Below are 18,583 nucleotides of genomic sequence, written 5' to 3' on the forward strand. Positions count from 1 at the left end.
AAGCACTGAAGGCTGTAACTACTTTAAGGAGGATTTATGCGTGCAGTACTGATGGCAGGGGGTTCGGGAACGCGGCTTCGCCCGTTAACTTGCGATCTGCCCAAACCGATGGTGCCAATCCTAAATCGACCAATTGCCGAACATATTATCAATCTTCTGAAGAGACATCAAATTACAGAAGTTATTGCGACATTGCATTATTTACCTGATGTCTTGCGAGACTATTTTCAAGATGGCAGCGATTTTGGTGTTCAGATGACTTATGCTGTCGAAGAAGATCAGCCTTTGGGTACAGCAGGGTGTGTGAAAAACATTGCTGAACTTCTAGATGAAACTTTTTTAGTCATTAGCGGTGATAGCATAACAGATTTTGACCTCACGGCTGCGATCGCATTTCACAAACAAAATAAGTCAAAAGCTACTTTGATTTTGACCAGAGTTCCCAATCCAATTGAATTTGGAGTGGTGATTACCGATCAGGAAGGACGAATTAGCCGATTTTTAGAAAAACCCTCTAGTAGTGAAATTTTTTCCGATACCGTCAACACTGGTACTTACATTCTCGAACCAGAAATTTTAGAATATCTACCAGCAAACGTTGAATGTGACTTTTCCAAAGACTTATTCCCCTTATTACTAGTAAAAGATGAGCCAATGTATGGTTACATCGCTCAAGGTTACTGGTGCGATGTTGGTCACTTAGATGCCTATCGGGAAGCTCAGTATGACGCATTAGATCGGAAGGTAAATCTCGATTGCGCCTACAAAGAAGTTTCTCATGAGTTATGGATAGGTCAAAATACTTACATCGACCAGACGGCTGTGATTGAAACCCCGGCAGTGATTGGTGATAATTGCCGCATCGGTGCAAGAGTGCAGATTGAAGCCGGAACCGTAATTGGCGATAACGTTACTATTGGCGCTGATGCCAATCTCAAACGTCCGATAGTGTGGAATGGGGCTTTTATTGGCGATGAAGCACATCTTTCTGCCTGTGTGATTTCCCGTGGCGCTCGTGTAGACCGCCGCGCCCATGTATTAGAAGCTGCTGTTGTGGGCTCGCTTTCCACGGTGGGAGAAGAAGCCCAAATTAGCCCTGGTGTGCGTGTTTGGCCGAGTAAAAAGATTGAGTCAGGCGCAGTTTTAAACATTAACTTGATTTGGGGAAACACCGCCCAACGAAATTTATTTGGACAACGTGGTGTGCAAGGATTAGCGAATATCGACATCACCCCAGAATTCGCCGTGAAATTGGGATCTGCTTACGGTTCTACCTTAAAACCTGGTTCTAAGGTAACTGTTTCCCGTGACCAGCGTAATATCTCTCGGATGGTGACGCGATCGCTGATTGCTGGTTTAATGTCAGTAGGTGTTGATATTCAAAACCTCGATGCCACAGCTATCCCCATTGCCCGCACGGTTATACCCACAATGTCCGTAACTGGTGGTATCCATGTGCGGGTACACCCCGATCGCCCTGACTACATTCTGATTGAATTCATGGATGCAAAGGGTATTAATATCTCCAAAGCCTTGGAAAAGAAAATTGAAGGGGCTTACTTTAAGGAGGATATGCGGCGGGCGCTAATTCATGAAATTGGTGATGTATCTTACCCCAGCCAAGTCATGGAGCGCTACTGCACTGCTTTTGAGAAACTTTTGCATGTTCATACGCTCCGCAACAGTCGCGCAAAAGTGGTGATTGACTATGTTTATGCGGTATCCGGGGCAGTTTTACCCCAAATGTTGGATAAATTTGGTGCTGATGCAGTGGTACTGAATGCCAGTGTCAATAAAAGTGCGATGTCAATCACCGATCGCGAAGGACTGCTAACTCAGTTAGGTCATGTTGTGGAGGCATTAAAAGCTAACTTTGGCGTGCAAGTATCCGCTAATGGAGAACAGCTGATTTTAGTTGATGAATCCGGCTACCCAATTCGTGGGGAAACTTTAACAGCACTGATGGTAGACATGATTCTGACAGCTAACCCCAGAGGAACGGTAGTAGTGCCGGTTCATGCTTCTAGTGCTATTGAACAAGTCGCCCGTCGTCATGATGGCAGGGTAATTCGCACCAAAGCCAACCCTACAGCTTTAATGGAAGCTTGTCAAAAAAATCCGAATGTGGTTTTGGGAGGTAGTGGAGAGACTGGTTTTATTTTCCCGCAACTGCATCCGGGATTTGATTCTATGTTCTGTATTGCAAAGATCATTGAGATGTTGACTATACAGGAGCGATCGCTTGCTGCTGCGCGATCGGAATTGCCTCGTGTAATTCACAAAACTTATACAGTCCGTTGTCCGTGGACAGCTAAGGGTGCTTTGATGCGTTACTTGGTGGAAACTCACCCAGCCCAAAACTTAGAACTCATTGATGGAGTGAAAATTTGTCAACCTTATGATGACAGTTGGTTGTTAGTTTTACCAGATGCTAGTGAACCACTGGTGCATCTGTATGCAAATAGCAACGATCGCGAATGGGTAGATGAGACTGTCAGAAATTACCGTACCCGTGTTCAGAGTTTTGTGGAAAGACAACAAGAATATCAACCAGCAGAAGTGTAATTCGTAATTCGTAATTCGTAATTGAATTCTTTAATTACGAATTACGTTAGCGAATCCGCAAGCGTTGTTACAATAAATAACTTCAAAATTATCATTGGACATTCTGACATTCGGGTAAATTTCTACCAGCATATTTGCAATCAAAATAAATTAAAGCTTCCCTAGTAGAGGTGAATGCTCTAGTTTTAGTGTATGAGGCACTGTTTTGGCTTGCCTCAGATGACCAAACTTTCAAATAGTAATGACTATTATCATCGCTAGACCATAATTCATAACGGTAATCACCTGCTGATCCCTGACTAGTTAAATAGTCAGCTAGTGCTTTATTTGATGCAGACAACAAGCTCAATACCGTTAAAACAGGAATTACAGCTACTTTTAGTATTTGGATTAATTTCATAAATGCACACACAATTTACTCTCTCTAGCTTCTTTTGCCGATATAGCTTTTGAAACCAGTAATTATCCGAGATATTGTGTGAGGATATCGTAACGTATTTACAAGAAGTTGGTTTGTAGCCCACTCCTGATAGAGTTGCAATAAATTGGCGGCGGTTTATTCGCTGAAATCCTTTACAAAACTTTACTTAAATTAAATGATAAAAACTGTCAATAAATCTGGTAGGATATCTCCAAGCTTATTGAGATAGATATTCATTAAGCTAACAATAAATTTCAGGTATTTCAAAACTTTCTCAGGAGATAACGCCATGACAAGGATGGCTGTTCAAACACCGGAGTCGGTTCCCTGGTGGGCGGGGAACGCCCGGTTAACCAACCTCTCAGGGAGACTTTTGGGCGCTCATGTTGCTCATGCAGGGTTAATTGTTTTTTGGGCTGGTGCAACGACCCTTTTTGAACTTGCCCACTTTAACCGAGCGCAACCAATGTACGAACAGGGGTTGATTCTATTGCCTCATCTCGCAACCCTCGGCTGGGGTGTAGCAAGTGGTGGACAGATAGTAGATACTTATCCTTACTTCGTCATTGGAGTATTGCACCTGATTAGCTCCGCCTTCTTGGGATTTGGTGGTATCTTTCATGCCCTACGTGGCCCCGCCATCTTAGAAGAGAGATTTTCCTTCTTTGGCTATCGTTGGGAAGATGCTAATAAAATGACCACTATTCTGGGTATTCACCTAGTATTGCTGGGTCTGGGAGCAGGCTTACTAGTTGCCAAAGCTATGTTCTTTGGTGGCTTGTACGATTCTACGGTGGGTGAGGTGCGCGTAATTTCTAGTCCCACTTGGAATTCCGCTATAATTTTTGGCTACTTATTTGGTGGCGGTGGCAAACACTGGATTGCTGGAGTGAATAACCTGGAAGACTTGGTTGGTGGTCATATTTGGGTCAGCATTCTCTGCATTGCCGGCGGTATCTGGCACATTACGACTCAACCTTTTGGCTGGGCAAAGCAGCTTTTTATCTGGTCAGGAGAAGCATACCTTTCTTACAGCTTGGGAGCTTTAGCTCTCATGGGTTTTATTGCAGCCTATTTTGTCTCTGTCAACACACTAGCTTACCCACCGGAATTTTATGGGCCAGCCCTGAATATTGGGTTTGACCGTTTTCCCTACTTCCAGAGTGGAAATTTACTATCCTCTCGCGTTTGGCTGGCGAATGCTCACTTCTGGCTAGGTTTTTTCTTTCTTCAAGGGCATCTCTGGCACGCTTTACGCGCTGCTGGATTTGACTTTCGCACTTGGAGAGTCATCCATTCAACTCGTGGGGAGGCAATCTAAGAATGACAACTGCAACAATAACAACGCAGGAATCGGGTTGGTGGGCTGGTAATGCTCGGTTCATTAACCTATCGGGTAAGCTTTTGGGCGCTCATGTTGCTCATGCTGGGTTGATTGTACTTTGGGCAGGAGCAATGACTCTGTTTGAAATCACCAAATATGACCCCTCCCGACCGATGTATGAACAGGGGTTAATTTTGCTGCCCCATCTAGCAACGTTAGGATTTGGTGTTGGCGATCGCGGCCAAATTGTTGATACTTATCCTTATGTTGTCATTGGTGTTTTACATCTGATTAGTTCTGCCGTACTAGGTGCTGGTGGTATTTACCATGCGGTTCTAGGCCCAGCAGTGTTGGATGATAATCCGTCTTTCCCTGGCTTGTTTGGCTACGATTGGGAAGATGAAGAGAAGATGACCACCATCATCGGCATTCATTTGCTGTTGTTGGGGTTCGGGGCATGGTTATTGGTAGCAAAGGCGCTGTTTTGGGGTGGTCTTTACGATCCAGCAGTGGCATCTGTACGAGTAATTACAGAACCGACTCTTAACCCTAGTCGCATCTTTGGCTATCTCTTCGGTGCTTTTGGCAAACAGGGGATGGCAGCAGTTAATAACCTAGAAGATGTCATCGGTGGACATATTTGGGTAGGAATACTCTGCATTGCGGGAGGTTTTTGGCACATTCTCACTAAGCCTTTTGCTTGGGCAAAAAAGCTACTGTTTTGGTCTGGTGAAGCTTACCTATCCTATAGTCTGGGCGCTCTGGCTTACATGGGTTTGTTGGCAGCATATTTTGTAACGGTAAATGATACCGTTTATCCCACAGTTTTTTATGGCCCGTTGGGATTGAGTACTACTGCATCGGGAGTGATTACGGTTCGTACTTGGCTAGCAACTAGTCACTTTGCTTTGGCAGTTGTATTTCTAGCTGGTCATATTTGGCACGCTTTGAGAGTTCGTGTCATAGCGGCTGGACTTGATTTTCAACAGGGAGTTGTCAACGCTTCGGGAATGCCGGAAATCGGGAATTTCGATACCCCAGTCAATGCTTCAGATATCACGTTGAAGTTGTTGGCAAATCTTCCTATTTACCGTCAAGGTTTGTCTCCTTTTTCACGGGGGCTGGAAATTGGTATGGCGCACGGCTACTTCTTGATTGGCCCATTTGTCAAGTTAGGCCCGTTGCGGGATACGGAGTTGGCGAATCAAGCAGGTTTACTGGCCACAATCGGTCTACTGTTGATTTTATCAATTTGTCTGTGGCTGTACGGCAGCGTATCGTTTCAAGGGCGCAAACCTGCTCAAGGGGAGCTACCGGAAAACATGAAAACAGCTAAGTCTTGGAGTGAGTTCAATGCTGGGTGGACAGTAGGTAGCTGTGGAGGAGCTTTATTTGCCTTCCTGCTGTTAACCAATAGCAGCTTGTTTTTCTGAGTTGCCCAAACTAGGCAAATAGGTATCGTTGCGTAAATTATGGCGATCGCCTCTGACGGGTGCTTTGCACCATCGCGCAGCATCTCTAAGGAAAATTGCAAATCTATCAGGTGACAATATGTCGAAAAAAATTGGTCTGTTTTACGGTACTCAAACTGGCAACACTGAATCTGATGCTGAAAAAATTCGGGATGAGTTTGGTGGCGATGTTGTGACATTACATCCCATTTACGAGGCGGATACTACCACTTTCGATGAGTATGAATTGCTGATTATTGGTTCTCCAACTTGGGATATTGGTCAACTTCAGAGCGATTGGGAAAGCTTTTTTCCCGATCTAGATCAAATAGATTTTAAAGGTAAGCTGGTTGCCTATTTTGGTGATGGAGACCAATATGGCTATAGCGAGAACTTTCAGGATGCAATGGGGATTCTGGAAGAAAAGATTTCCCAGCGCGGCGGTAAAACTGTTGGCTACTGGCCAACTGAGGGATATGACTTTGAGCAATCTAGAGCTTTAAAAAATGGCAAGTTTGTCGGATTGGCACTTGATGAAGGTAGTCAATCTGATCTCACAGATGAGCGAATTAAAACTTGGGTTGCTCAGTTGAAAAAAGAATTTGGTTTGTAGAAAGTTAAGGCAATAGAATGATGCCTCCGGCACGCCAAGGGCGAACGCGTCTACACGAACAAAGCCCAGCAACCTGGGCTAAGAGAAAATCAAGGTTTTTTAACCCGTGTAGACGCGGTTTCTAACCGCACTTTTAGCTGAAATTGATAATTTAGAATTTATAGGTTATTTATGTCTGATTCATTTGATGTTCTGTGGTTAAATGCTAGTCCTGTTTTGAAGCGTTTTGATGAACCATTACTTGATTACTTATGTGGGTATATGAAAATTGCCCAGTGGGAATACCAGCAAACCAAAGATGAAGCTAGTTCTATAGATCAAGCTGTGGAGTTGCTATATGAGTTTTTAGAATGCCGCGATCGCCCCGTGCATTTAGCGGGACATGGGATGAGTGGTGCGATCGCCTTAACCTTTGCTCGGCGATTTCCTCAAAAAGTGCGATCACTCACCTTGCTGGCTGTAGCTGCTCAACCTGCAAACAATTGGCAAGCTCACTATTACTTTCAACGACAACTTTTTAATATCAGCCGTGAGCTAGTTTTAGCAAGCACCGTTCGCAGTCTTTTTGGAAATCAACCACCTCATACCACTAAGAAGTTAGTCGCTGCCTTAGATAAAGATTTAGAACAATCTCCCTCATCACACTCTTTATTTAAGTTGGTTTATTTACCCAAGGGTGGAGTTTCTATGCCAATGATGGTCTGTGGTAGCAAGAGCGATCCGGTAGTCAATTCAACTGCATTGCATGACTGGTTTAATTGGCTTAAGCCAGAAGATAAACTCTGGGAATGCCCACAAGGGTATCATTTTTTTCACTACTTCTATCCTCAACAGGTTGGCGAAGAGATTTTGAGTTTTTGGCAACGCCACCATCCATATCAACTGGAAGCATCTGCACTGTCCTTAAGTACTTCTACAAGTTATTCATAAAGGTAGAAGAACCAACGCTTAAAAACTAATATTTGCTTGCGTTCGAGCGGTGATAGTTACTATTGTCGCTCCGCTTGCGTTGTCTATTTTTCATCAAATTTTGATGATTACATTTTGTAAAGAGATAACCTAGATAGGAATTATTTTCAATAGACTAAATTTGTAATCTCAATAATTGGTAGTTAGCTGTCAATAAGCAGAGGATGTGGTAAAAAGTCATATCTGACGAATAACGTTAACACCTGCGGTGAATTGGAAGAATCTCTCTTCGTTCAGATAAAAGCTTCGGGTCTACTTTTATAGCCCTCACGCGACATTTCACTGCTGAGACAAGAACCAGTTAATTGAATATTATTAGCAACAATTGCTAATTGTGCTTAACAATGCAGACATACGGCAATCCCAACCTCAAATTTGATTGGTGGACTGGTAACGCCCGCTTCGCCAATCTCTCTGGCTTATTTATCGGCGCTCATGTGGCACAAGCAGCGCTGACGACGCTCTGGGCTGGCGCGTTTACATGGTTTGAAATCTCTCGCTACAATCCCGAAGTGCCTATGGGCGAACAGGGGCTAATTTTGCTTCCCCACTTAGCCACCTTGGGTTTTGGTGTGGGCGCAGGTGGTCAGGTAGTCGATACTTATCCCTATTTTGTAATCGGCGCTTTACACTTAATTTCTTCTGCTGTGCTTGGTGCAGGGGCACTTTTCCACACCTTCAAAGCTCCAAAAAACTTAAAAGATGCCACTGGTCGCGCTCGGAAATTTCATTTTACATGGGACGATCCGAAAAAACTGGGGTTTATCTTAGGACATCACCTAATTTTCTTGGGATTAGGTGCTTTACTCCTTGTAGGAAAAGCCATGTACTGGGGAGGACTATACGACTCGACAATTCACGATGTTCGAGTTGTCACCGACCCCACTCTCAATCCCTTAGTTATTTATGGCTATCAAACTCACTTTGCCACTGTTAATAACTTAGAAGATTTAGTCGGTGGTCATATTTATGTAGGCTTGTTGCTCATTGGCGGCGGTATTTGGCATATCCTCATAGAGCCTTTACCTTGGGCGAAAAAGCTTTTAATCTTTTCTGGTGAAGCCATCCTTTCCTACTCTTTGGGCGGTATTGCCTTAGCTGGATTTGTTGCAGCTTACTTTTGTGCAGTAAATACTTTAGCTTATCCCGTGGAATTTTATGGCCCTACCTTGGAAGTAAAACTCGGAGTTAGCCCTTATTTTGCCGACAGCATTAAATTAGCTAACAGTGGTTATACTTCCAGAGCATGGTTAGCAAATGCCCATTTCTTCTTAGCTTTCTTCTTCTTGCAAGGTCATCTGTGGCACGCTCTGCGAGCAATTGGCGTTGACTTTAGCCGAATTGAAAAGGCATTAAATGCCATTGGTAGCGAATCATAACAAGTGCTGAGTTAGGAGTGAGGAGTTTTAAATTTATAACTCTTCACTCCCTACTCAGCACAGGCTAGTCAGCACTTTTAAAGGTATTTAACTATGACAATTACAACTGATAGAACCTTAGCAGCAGATACAAATTCATCTTGGTTAGTGGGTAATGCCCGTTTAACTGATTTATCTGGTCAATTATTAGGCGCTCACATTGCTCACGCAGGCTTAATTATGTTTTGGGTAGGAGCAATAACAATATCTGAAGTTACACGCTTTGTTCCTAGCGTACCAATGTATGAACAGGGATTGACTTTGTTACCCCACTTAGCAACTTTGGGCTGGGGTGTAGGTGCTGGAGGTGAGGTAGTCGATACCTATCCCTATTTTGTAATTGGCATTTTGCACTTAGTTGCATCTGCTGTGTTGGGTGCAGGTGGACTTTTTCATGTTTTTCGCGCTCCAGCGATTTTATATAACGCTGGTGGACAGGCGGCGAAATTTCACTATGAATGGAATGACCCCAAACAATTGGGTTTAATTTTAGGTCATCACCTAATTATTCTAGGTTTGGGAGCATTTTTGTTAGTGTTAAAGGCAATGATTTTTGGTGGAATTTATGATACTAACTTGGGAAATATACGCCTAATTAGCAATCCTAATTTAAACCCAGAAATAATTTTTGGCTACTTAGTTGGTCTGAAAGATGGTAGCTGGAATCCTTTAGGGATCGCAAGTGTTGATAACTTAGAAGATGTCATTGGTGGACATATTTGGATTGGCTTCATTTTAATTGCTGGTGGTGCATGGCATATTCTTGTACAACCTTTTAGCTGGGTAAGACGAATTTTACCAATTGAAAATGGTGAAGAAATTCTTTCTTACAGCTTGCTGGGTTTAGCTTTGATGGCTTGGATTTCTGCCGCGTTTGTGGGATATAACACAACAGTTTTTCCAAGAGAATTTTACGGTTCCGAACGTCTGGGATTAGCAGATATTCAGTTTTTCCTTGGTGTAGTTGCCTTCTTAGGTTATATTTGGCACTCTTGGCGATCGTCGCATCAAGCTAATAGTTAATTAAGTTTCGCTCAACCAAGCTAAATAAAGTCCGATGCCTGCGGTTAACAGCAGTGGACTGCCGGCATTTTTTTTGAATTTTTATGAGGATCGCTAATGTTAACTATGATTTTGTGCGCCTTTTGTGGTTGGACAATAATGCTTCTATTTTTTGGTAGTGTCTGGTTAACCTTAAAAAAAGGGATAATTCATTTAAAAACGCTGCATGAGATTCCTTGCTCTGGTTGCGAATATTTCACCAATGATTACCGCCTAAAATGTACTGTACATCCCAAAAAAGCTTGTTCTGAGGAAGCGATCGCCTGTATTGATTTTGAGCCGAAAACTTCTGCCTGTAATGCTTGCCAGAAGGGACGACGAAAACTTTGTTAAGTTTATTTAAGATACAAAAGTGCGATCGCTCACCCTTCTGGCTGTAGCAGATCAATTGGCAACAATTGGCACGCTCACTATTACTTTCAACGGCAACTTTTTAGCATTAGCCGTGAGAAGTCCGCACAGGCAGATTTTCATGAAATCTACCTGTGGGGTTTTGTTTGTATAGCCGCAATTTCCTTTAGCCTTTTTGGGTTAGGGTTAGCTTATATCCCGATTTTTGGAATTAGCAACTTGGGTTTGGTAGTGCCGCCATTTTTCCTGTTGATGCGCTCTTTTCTCCTCGGTGAGGCTATCAAAACAATAGGCACAGGAGATACCCTGCTCATATTTTGGAGATATTTTATCTTCTTCAGAAATTGGATACCCACAACAGAAGCACAACTCATAACTTCCTTCCTGTAACCCATGACTGACAGCTACTCGTTCGTCAAAGACAAAACATTCACCTTGCCATAAACTTTCTTGTGCCGGAACTTCTTCCAGATACTTGAGAATGCCGCCTTTGAGATGATAAACTTCTGCAAAACCTTGGGCAAGCATGAAAGATGAAGCCTTTTCACAGCGAATGCCACCTGTACAAAACAGGGCAACCTTTTTGTGTTTAGTTGGGTCGAGGTTGTGTACCACATAATCGGGAAATTCTCGGAATGATCCCGTTTGGGGATTTTCTGCTCCTTGAAAAGTACCAATATTCACCTCATAATCATTGCGGGTGTCAATCACAGTTACTTCTGGATCGCAAATCAAATCATTCCATGCTTGGGGACTTACATAAGTGCCAACTTTCTCAGTTGGATCAATTTCAGGCAACCCCAAAGTGACAATTTCTGACTTCAAGCGCACCTTCATCCGCTCAAAAGGTGGAGTTTCAGTATGGGACTCTTTGTATTCGAGGTCTGCTAAACGGGGGTCACTACGCAGAAACCAGAGAACAGAGTCAATCGCCTGACGCGAACCCGCAATTGTACCGTTAATGCCTTCTTGTGCCAACAAAATTGTCCCCTTGACACCTTGCCTTTGACAGTAAGACAGTAGAGGATCTCGTTTCTCGGCAAAATCTGGTAGCTTGACAAATTTATACAATGCTGCAATAATTTGAATGTTTTCCGGTTTCATCCTTTTAGTAACAAAATAATATAAATTACAATAACAACGTCAAACAAACATTGCGTGCTATTTTAATTTTATGGGGGTTTAGCTCAGTTGGTAGAGCGCCTGCTTTGCAAGCAGGATGTCAGCGGTTCGAGTCCGCTAACCTCCATTGAATATAATTTATCTCAAGTGCGATCGCTAGTAATACCTAAATAAAACACACCTCAATCAAAATCCCTTAATCTAGTACAGAATGAGGTTTGGCAATTATTAGGCAAAAGTTAAGAGATAGGTAAGTTAGTATTGCATCCAATTGCCTGATCTTCAAAGCTGTACTTAGGTGATTCCCGTTAATAAATATACCGCCACAGTTGGTTGAGCGATGCGATGCACTGAGCCTGTCGAAGTGTCGAAACCAACTAAGAAATCGAGAGTTGAGCGTTCGCGTAGCGTCTTGCAGAGAAGTCGAAACTTGTCAACCTGGGTATGTTCTTTGTCAGAAATCACCTTAGTAAAAAAAATCTCTAGATAATGAAGTCAACTGTTACCGGAGAGAACTTAGGTAATTTTGAGCGTTCAAAATTTGCGGTTGAATTTGTTAGGACTGGCAACAGCCTTAACTAAATATTTCGCAACAATATTTCTGTTCTGGAGTTAGAATTCACATTCCACACTTCAATCGGTAGTATTAACACTTGATTTACTGGTTAAAAAAAGTGGAAAGATGGGACGATAAAGAGTTGCTACAATAAACGTCTTAGTTGGTATCATCCAGAGCCACTCAATCCAAGTTTGACTTATATACTTTTAGGGGGTTGTTTGAAAAAGCGTCCATTAGGGTTAGTAGCAATTGTTGTCTACAAATCATTTACTGCCTTGCTACTTATGGTTACTTCCATTGCTTTATTATTGACATTAAAAAATTATCAAACTCTAGAGGCTTTCTCAGACAATTATGTTTTAGAAGGTAAATCGATAATTATTGATTGGATTTTAAAGAAAATTATCAACTTAAATCCTAGAACTTTGGCATTTAGCGGCATTGGAGCAGGAGTTTATGCTATTGTTACTACTATTGAAGCTGTTGGTTTATGGTACGAGAAGCGTTGGGCCCATGTCTTGGTATTGGGACTTGTCGGTATCAGTATTCCACCAGAAGTTTATGAATTAATTCGGGGAATATCTCTTATAAAAACATTCATCTTTTTGTTAAATCTAGCTGTATTTGGATATTTACTCCAAAATTTTCCTAAACATCCAAAGTAATTTTTTATTCGATACTTAGGATCTATCTTTGCAGAGTTTCTTAGTGCTGAGTCTTGATTAAGAAGTAGTACTTATAAATCTTTTCACTCAGTACGTTGTACAATCGCTAAAAACACAATCTGGAGAGCGACTTGCCTAGATCGATTCAGTCTACTCAACCACCACTGAAATTTATTACTCAACGATTTAATCCGTTGGTACTCCAGATTGTTCGGTGGTTACTGCCGATCGCACTACGGTTTCGTACTCGCCCTTGGCTAACGGCTGGGATTGTCGATATAGAAGCCAAGAATGTTGAGGTATTAGCTGAACTTTATCAACAATTCCAGGCTGGGAAAATTCGCTTTTTGTTAGCATTCCGTCACCCAGAGGTGGAAGATCCTCTGTGTATGCTGTATTTGCTTTCCCGCATTGTGCCACGGGTTGCCCGTGAGAAAGGTATTTTACTGCAATCCCTTGTTCACAGTTATTTTCTCTATGACCGGGGTATGACGGTTTGGGCTGGAAATTGGCTAGGTTGGTTATTTTCACGGGTGGGAGGTGTGCCGGTTCATCGCGGTAGACGGCTAGATCGGCAAGCGATCCAAACTGCACGGGAGTTATTTGCTAATGGCGAACTACCGATCGCAGTAGCACCAGAAGGTGGTACTAATGGTCATAGTGGTATTGTTAGCCCACTGGAACCAGGCGTTGCTCAAATGGGGTTCTGGTGTGTAGAAGATTTACAAAAAGCCAATCGCACTGAAACTGTGATTATTGTGCCGATCGCTATCCAGTATCGCTACGTCGAGCCACCTTGGTCTAAACTGGATTGGCTCTTAAGTAAGTTGGAAGCTGATAGCGGCTTGGCAGTTAAGGAAATTGATCGGGGCACTCAAGCAGAGATTTACTATCAACGCCTCTGTAGATTGGCTGAATATCTCATTACTGAGATGGAAGAATTTTATCGTCGCTTTTATCATCAAGACATCCCAAAAACCAGCTCAACTGATGAATCTGCTAGTCCGAATCAGGTATTAATTGTCCGACTTGATCGCTTGCTGGATAAGGCTTTAAAAGTTACTGAGCAGTATTTTGGAGTTCAAGCACAGGGTAATTTTATTGACCGTTGTCGCCGCTTGGAAGAGGCTGGCTGGAATTACATTTACCGGGAAGATTTGCCAGATATCAATGCTTTACCACCCTTTAAACGCGGTTTGGCAGACTGGGTTGCTGAGGAAGCAGACTTGCGAATGCGACACATGCGGATAGTGGAAAGTTTTGTTGCAGTCACAGCTACTTATATTCAAGAAAAACCGACAGCAGAAAGGTTTGCAGAAACAGCGTTACTTGTATTCGATATGCTTTCTCGAATTCAAGATACAACACTTCCAGGGCGACCTCGCTTAGGTTTGCGCCAGGCACATATCACTGTGGGAGAGCCAATTTCAGTTACTGACCGCTTTCGGAATTCTCAGGGCGATCGCTATGCAGCTAGACAAGGTGTAAGCGATTTGACAAAAGATTTGCAAATTGCTTTAGAGAAGATGATTAAGTGCGGCTCGTAAGATTTTGGTTTGGGTATGGGCTGTTTTCCGTCGAAAAACTACCTTTGATCCTGGTTGTGTCAACAAGGATTTTCTGATCGCCTGTTGACATCAATGAGAGAATCTCCGCGGACTAATGGAAAATAGAGGTTTTGAAACCCACGGAGGCGGGTTTTGTCTTTATAGCTGAGGTTTCTAACCGCCTGCGCGACAATCAACACAGTAAGACGATTCATAAGTATTAGAACGTTTACCAAATATGGTGTAGCGATTATCGCGGATTTGTTCGTAAAAGCGATCGCCTGCCCATTTCATCCCTGGCAAGGCTCGATAAGCGTCTACAAATATACTTCCTGCTGGTAATAAGCGCCCAATTTCTTCAGCTGCGTTACTACCTTGCCAACGTCTCTGAGGTTCATTGCCATCAATTAAAATCATCCCCTGTTCGCAGTCTTGGGCTGTAATTCCCCACTGTAAAAGTGTCTGCTCATCTTGCATGGGAGCGTAGCGAAATAACTTTCCCTTGTCTAAGGTTTCTAGTAATTGCACTAAAGTAACGCACAGATTACAATTTCCGTCGTAGATTACGTAGTAGTTCATAGAAATAATTATTCTAGCTTAGAAAACTGTAGCGATCGCTCTTGCCTGAGCTAAACAATGCGATTCACCTCAGCTAAAACAAAATTTTATTTATTAAATATGTATAGTGTCATCTAGTTTAAGTTGTAGATTTGGCAATAGTTCTGAAGAAATAGTATCTCCTAAGCGATATTGTTGCTGCTGGTAGACACCGTTGCAAAGTACATTGCATTCACAAAGCGGGCTAGCGCATTCACAATGCAAGCGATCGCATTTACAAAGCGGGCTAGTGCATTCACAATGCAAGCGATCGCATTCACAAAGCGGGCTAGTGCATTCATAATGCAAGCGATCGCATTTACAAAGCGGGCTAGTGCATTCACAATGCAAGCGATCGCTCTTGCTTCGCTAAAGTAAGTTAGCGCGAAAAATCCCAAGTATATTAGAAAACGTAAAGAGGCTTAAAGGCCTTACTAATGACCAATGACAAAGGACAAATGACAACCTTTGTTATCATGCTTTTGGAATGGTATTCGCATTGTTTTTTCGTTAAAGAGAAAATATTCATGAGATACAAACTCTTGGGCAAAAGCGGATTAAGAGTCTCTGAACTCTCCTTGGGAACCATGACCTTTGGTGAAGATTGGGGTTGGGGTGCATCTGTTGACGAGAGTCGTAAAATCTTTGACACATATACAGAAGCAGGAGGAAATTTCATTGACACCGCCAACGGTTATACCGATGGTAGCAGTGAAAAAATTGTCGGTGAGTTGATCGCAAAAGAACGAGAACGCTTTGTAGTTGCGACCAAATATTCCTTTCCCTTGCAGATGAATAACAAAAAGGGCGATCCTAACGCCAGTGGAAACCATCGCAAGAATTTAATCCAATCTTTAGAAGGTAGCCTGAAACGGCTGAATACCGATTACATTGATTTATTTTGGTTGCACGCTTGGGATTTCACAACACCGATTGAAGAAGTTTTGCGATCGCTCGATGATGTAGTTCGTCAAGGTAAAGTACTTTACATCGGCATTTCTGACACACCCGCATGGATTGTTTCTCAAGCAAATACCATCGCTCAATACCAAGGATGGACGCAGTTTGTCGCGCTGCAAATTGAATATAGTTTAATTCAGCGAACACCAGAACGCGATTTGCTGCCGATGGCTAAAGCCTTTGATTTAGCAGTAACACCGTGGTCGCCCTTGGGTGGTGGTGTGTTAACAGGTAAGTATAATCAGCCTCCTCAAGCAGGCGATGAACAAGGACGATTAGCAAATGCAGCGTTAGGGACTATTTCAGAACGGAATTTAGCGATCGCTCAAGCTGTCAGTGAAGTTGCAGCAGAAATTGGACACACACCTTCACAGGTAGCATTAGCTTGGTTACTAGCTCAAAATGGTGTGATTATTCCCATAATTGGGGCACGTAAACTAACACAGTTTCAAGATAACTTAGCTTCTTTAGATGTCACCCTCTCGCCAGAACATCTGCAACGCTTAGATGAAGTTAGTAAAATTGAACTGGGTTTTCCCCATGACTTTTTGCAAAATGATGTAATTCGCGATCGGCTTTTCGGTGGTACATTTAATACTATAGAAAACCATCGTATTTAATATTAATTGTCATTTGACCCTTTCTGAGTAAAAAGTCTCAATCCCAAATCTAAAATTCCAAATTGTATAAGCCATAAACAGTAACACATTCAGCCGTTAATACAATCCATCGTCAGAGAGTTTCGCACAGCCAACTAATATCTGTAAAGTTAGATTTAAAAGGCATTAACAACGTAGACCCATGAGCGACAACAGCATTACATCACGTCTGTACCCTACTCGCATTGACATTCCTGCTGAAGCGCGAGTGCAAATCGTGGTACTTCTCAACCAAAGCTTGGCAGCTACTTCGGATCTGAAAACCCAAGCAAAGCAAGCCCACTGGAATGTTAAAGGAACTGACTTCTACCAGTTACACCTATTATTTGATGAACTGGCTGGGGAATTGGAAGAGTATATCGATTTGGTAGCTGAACGCATTACAGCTTTAGGCGGATACGCTTTTGGAACAGCCCGCGCCGCAGCTAGTAATTCAATTCTGCCAGAATATGCCTTAGATATTTTGGATGGTAAAGACCATGTGACAGCCTTAGCAGATCGTTATGCCATCTATGCCAAACATCTTAGAGACGCGATCGCTAAAACTGATGAATTAGACGACCTCGATACCGCCGATCTTTACACCGAAATCTCCCGCGCCATTGACAAACGCCTCTGGTTCTTAGAAGCTCATCTGCAAATTGCAGAAATTAAGGAAGAGAATGGCAATGCTAAAGCAGGTACTACTAAAACTCAAAAGATCCCTGCTGGTGTAAAATAAGCACTTCTGAGAAAAGTAGTCTTTCTTAAATCTAATAGTATCTTTTTGGTAAGTACGTCACTTTTAAGTGCGTACTTTTCATTTATATGTATATACTTTACTATTGAAATAGTTCAAAACGAAGTCAAGAAATACCAAATATCTTCTACGAGTTCTCCATCAAAATCAATACTTCAACTTGAAGAAGTTATTAGGTTAGTGAAAAAATATGCTAATTGCATTTTGATTTCAAACTCTACCAATTTTAGATTTTTCCTGTAATCCAAAAGACACTCCGCTATCTAAAATCTAAAATCCAAAATTGAGCGCTTCCTAACTAAATACTCATTAACAAAGAGGTAAATTTATGTCTCAAAATACAATTACCCACTTAATTCACGATCGCAATGCCCGTGGTCACGCGAAAATGGGCTGGCTCGATAGCTATCACACATTTTCTTTCGGTAGTTTTTACGATCCCAACCGGATGGGATTTCGTTCTCTGCGCGTAATTAACGACGATCGCATCGCCCCTGGTGCTGGATTCCCTACCCACAGTCATCGTGATATGGAAATCCTCACTTATGTCTTAGAAGGTGCTGTAGAGCATAAAGACAGCTTGGGTACTGGTTCGGTAATTCGCCCCGGTGATGCCCAAATTATGAGCGCTGGAACTGGAATCAGCCACAGTGAATTTAATCCCTCACCAACTGAACCACTCCATTTACTACAAATCTGGATTCTTCCCGATCGAGAAGGAATAACGCCAAGATACGAACAAAAAGCTTTTCCTCTTGAAGAAAAGCGCGGTAAACTCCGCTTAATTGCTTCTAAAGATGGGCGCGATGGTGCTGTGACAATTCACCAAGATGTTGATTTATACACATCTGTTTTAGAGGATGGTGATGTTGTTAATCATCAAGTCAAACCCGATCGCTATGCCTGGTTACAAGTAGCCAAAGGTATAGTCAACTTAAATGGTGAAGAACTCAGAGCCGGTGATGGCGTACAAATCAACGGCGAAGAACAGCTAGAAATTAGCACCAACATCGGCGGCGAAATCTTGCTTTTCGATTTAGGCTAATATCTCCTTTATCTGCTAAAAGGCTCATTTCGATGAGCCTTTTACTCAGAATATTACATTTACAAATACAGCATGTTTGCGGCTTCCGTGAAGGCAAAGAAAATCACTGGAAATGCCAGCAGAATGTCTCAGAGCGCTTAGTGCAAATCCAGATTCTTTAGTTTAGGATGTGCTTTGGGGTGAATTATGGCGATCGCAATCTCCCACAACCAAGCCACAAGTCTAAAAAACTGCTGAACGAGTATTAAAGACTCATTAATGGAGTTCAAAGACCCTTTAATGAAGCTCAAAGACTCATTAATGGAGTTCAGAACCTCTTTAATGAGTATCAAAGCCTCTTTAATGGAGTTCAAAGCCTCTTTAATGGAGTTCAAAGCCTCTTTAATGGAGTTCAAAGCCTCTTTAATGAAGCTCAAAGACTCATTAATGGAGTTCAGAACCTCTTTAATCAGTATCAAAGCCTCATTAATGGAGTTCAAAGACTCGTGGATAAATCAACTTAACGCGAAATAGGCG

19 protein-coding genes, 1 tRNA gene and 1 pseudogene are annotated in these 18,583 nt (G+C 42.4%); 14 read left to right on the plus strand and 7 right to left on the minus strand.

Translation table 11 applies throughout. The annotated features are described in order from the left end of the window. The first annotated feature begins 36 nt into the window (after positions 1-36). A complete protein-coding gene (locus FBB35_RS05725) occupies positions 37-2,565 on the plus strand; it encodes a mannose-1-phosphate guanyltransferase (protein WP_174708858.1) in 2,529 nt (842 codons plus the stop codon). Positions 2,566-2,656: 91 nt separating this feature from the next. Here FBB35_RS05725 and FBB35_RS05730 read toward each other — a convergent pair whose 3' ends face one another. Further along, positions 2,657-2,965, minus strand: a complete 309-nt coding sequence (locus FBB35_RS05730; RefSeq protein ID WP_174708859.1) for a hypothetical protein — start codon at positions 2,963-2,965, stop codon at positions 2,657-2,659. Positions 2,966-3,284: 319 nt separating this feature from the next. On the opposite strand from FBB35_RS05730, the gene FBB35_RS05735 reads away from it, so the two are divergent. The 7 genes from FBB35_RS05735 (at position 3,285) to FBB35_RS05765 (ending at position 10,156) form a co-directional block, all read left to right on the plus strand. After that, entirely contained in the window at positions 3,285-4,307 is a 1,023-nt protein-coding gene (locus FBB35_RS05735; protein ID WP_174713533.1) for a chlorophyll a/b binding light-harvesting protein, read from the plus strand. A 2-nt stretch (positions 4,308-4,309) separates the two neighbouring features. After that, on the plus strand, positions 4,310-5,743 hold the full coding sequence (locus FBB35_RS05740; RefSeq protein WP_174708860.1) for a chlorophyll a/b binding light-harvesting protein: 1,434 nt from the start codon (positions 4,310-4,312) through the stop codon (positions 5,741-5,743). Between the two features lie 118 nt (positions 5,744-5,861). Further along, positions 5,862-6,374, plus strand: coding sequence for a flavodoxin FldA (fldA, locus tag FBB35_RS05745; protein WP_174713534.1), 513 nt, complete (start codon positions 5,862-5,864; stop codon positions 6,372-6,374). A 171-nt stretch (positions 6,375-6,545) separates the two neighbouring features. Next, positions 6,546-7,304: an alpha/beta fold hydrolase gene (locus tag FBB35_RS05750; protein WP_174708861.1), complete on the plus strand. Its 759-nt coding sequence runs from the start codon at positions 6,546-6,548 to the stop codon at positions 7,302-7,304. Between the two features lie 383 nt (positions 7,305-7,687). Continuing rightward, positions 7,688-8,722 carry a chlorophyll a/b binding light-harvesting protein gene (locus FBB35_RS05755; RefSeq protein WP_174708862.1) on the plus strand — a complete coding sequence of 345 codons (1,035 nt, stop codon included), beginning with the start codon at positions 7,688-7,690 and terminating at the stop codon, positions 8,720-8,722. Between the two features lie 93 nt (positions 8,723-8,815). After that, positions 8,816-9,784, plus strand: coding sequence for a chlorophyll a/b binding light-harvesting protein (locus FBB35_RS05760; protein WP_174708863.1), 969 nt, complete (start codon positions 8,816-8,818; stop codon positions 9,782-9,784). Positions 9,785-9,880: 96 nt separating this feature from the next. After that, complete coding sequence (locus FBB35_RS05765) at positions 9,881-10,156, plus strand: hypothetical protein (RefSeq protein WP_174708864.1); 276 nt, start codon at positions 9,881-9,883, stop codon at positions 10,154-10,156. 204 nt (positions 10,157-10,360) lie between these two features. Here FBB35_RS05765 and FBB35_RS05770 read toward each other — a convergent pair whose 3' ends face one another. After that, on the minus strand, positions 10,361-11,278 hold the full coding sequence (locus tag FBB35_RS05770; RefSeq protein ID WP_174708865.1) for a rhodanese-related sulfurtransferase: 918 nt from the start codon (positions 11,276-11,278) through the stop codon (positions 10,361-10,363). 72 nt (positions 11,279-11,350) lie between these two features. Here FBB35_RS05770 and FBB35_RS05775 point away from each other — a divergent pair. Then, positions 11,351-11,423 (plus strand) — tRNA-Ala (locus tag FBB35_RS05775). Between the two features lie 167 nt (positions 11,424-11,590). Here FBB35_RS05775 and FBB35_RS05780 read toward each other — a convergent pair. Beyond that, positions 11,591-11,761, minus strand: a complete 171-nt coding sequence (locus FBB35_RS05780) for a hypothetical protein (RefSeq protein WP_174708866.1) — start codon at positions 11,759-11,761, stop codon at positions 11,591-11,593. 312 nt (positions 11,762-12,073) lie between these two features. Between FBB35_RS05780 and FBB35_RS05785 the strand changes: the two genes are divergently transcribed. Together FBB35_RS05785 and FBB35_RS05790 are read left to right on the plus strand one after the other, a co-directional pair. Then, positions 12,074-12,520: a DUF2127 domain-containing protein gene (locus FBB35_RS05785; protein ID WP_174708867.1), complete on the plus strand. Its 447-nt coding sequence runs from the start codon at positions 12,074-12,076 to the stop codon at positions 12,518-12,520. Between the two features lie 131 nt (positions 12,521-12,651). Then, positions 12,652-14,067 carry a 1-acyl-sn-glycerol-3-phosphate acyltransferase gene (locus FBB35_RS05790; RefSeq protein ID WP_174708868.1) on the plus strand — a complete coding sequence of 472 codons (1,416 nt, stop codon included), beginning with the start codon at positions 12,652-12,654 and terminating at the stop codon, positions 14,065-14,067. Between the two features lie 174 nt (positions 14,068-14,241). Here FBB35_RS05790 and FBB35_RS05795 read toward each other — a convergent pair whose 3' ends face one another. The 3 genes and pseudogenes from FBB35_RS05795 to FBB35_RS05800 all read right to left on the minus strand — a co-directional run bounded on the left by FBB35_RS05795 (position 14,242) and on the right by FBB35_RS05800 (position 15,062). Next, on the minus strand, positions 14,242-14,646 hold the full coding sequence (locus tag FBB35_RS05795) for a thiol-disulfide oxidoreductase DCC family protein (protein WP_174708869.1): 405 nt from the start codon (positions 14,644-14,646) through the stop codon (positions 14,242-14,244). Between the two features lie 93 nt (positions 14,647-14,739). After that, positions 14,740-14,847: pseudogene (locus FBB35_RS34325) on the minus strand (Uma2 family endonuclease); the annotation flags it as partial. Next, positions 14,808-15,062, minus strand: a complete 255-nt coding sequence (locus tag FBB35_RS05800) for a hypothetical protein (protein WP_174708870.1) — start codon at positions 15,060-15,062, stop codon at positions 14,808-14,810. The gene FBB35_RS05800 and the pseudogene FBB35_RS34325, both read right to left, overlap by 40 nt. A 129-nt stretch (positions 15,063-15,191) precedes the next feature. On the opposite strand from FBB35_RS05800, the gene FBB35_RS05805 reads away from it, so the two are divergent. The 3 genes from FBB35_RS05805 (at position 15,192) to FBB35_RS05815 (ending at position 18,067) form a co-directional block, all read left to right on the plus strand. Beyond that, positions 15,192-16,244: an aldo/keto reductase gene (locus FBB35_RS05805; protein ID WP_174708871.1), complete on the plus strand. Its 1,053-nt coding sequence runs from the start codon at positions 15,192-15,194 to the stop codon at positions 16,242-16,244. A gap of 181 nt (positions 16,245-16,425) precedes the next feature. After that, positions 16,426-17,004 (plus strand): DNA starvation/stationary phase protection protein Dps, encoded by a 579-nt coding sequence (gene dps, locus FBB35_RS05810; protein ID WP_174708872.1) that lies wholly within the window; start codon positions 16,426-16,428, stop codon positions 17,002-17,004. A gap of 346 nt (positions 17,005-17,350) precedes the next feature. After that, positions 17,351-18,067 carry a pirin family protein gene (locus tag FBB35_RS05815; protein WP_174708873.1) on the plus strand — a complete coding sequence of 239 codons (717 nt, stop codon included), beginning with the start codon at positions 17,351-17,353 and terminating at the stop codon, positions 18,065-18,067. A gap of 137 nt (positions 18,068-18,204) precedes the next feature. Here the strand turns inward: FBB35_RS05815 and FBB35_RS05820 are convergent, their stop codons facing one another. Then, a complete protein-coding gene (locus FBB35_RS05820) occupies positions 18,205-18,546 on the minus strand; it encodes a hypothetical protein (protein ID WP_174708874.1) in 342 nt (113 codons plus the stop codon). Between the last annotated feature and the right edge of the window lie 37 nt (positions 18,547-18,583).

Origin of the sequence: Nostoc sp. TCL240-02 (assembly GCF_013343235.1) — a bacterium.
GTDB lineage: Bacteria > Cyanobacteriota > Cyanobacteriia > Cyanobacteriales > Nostocaceae > Nostoc.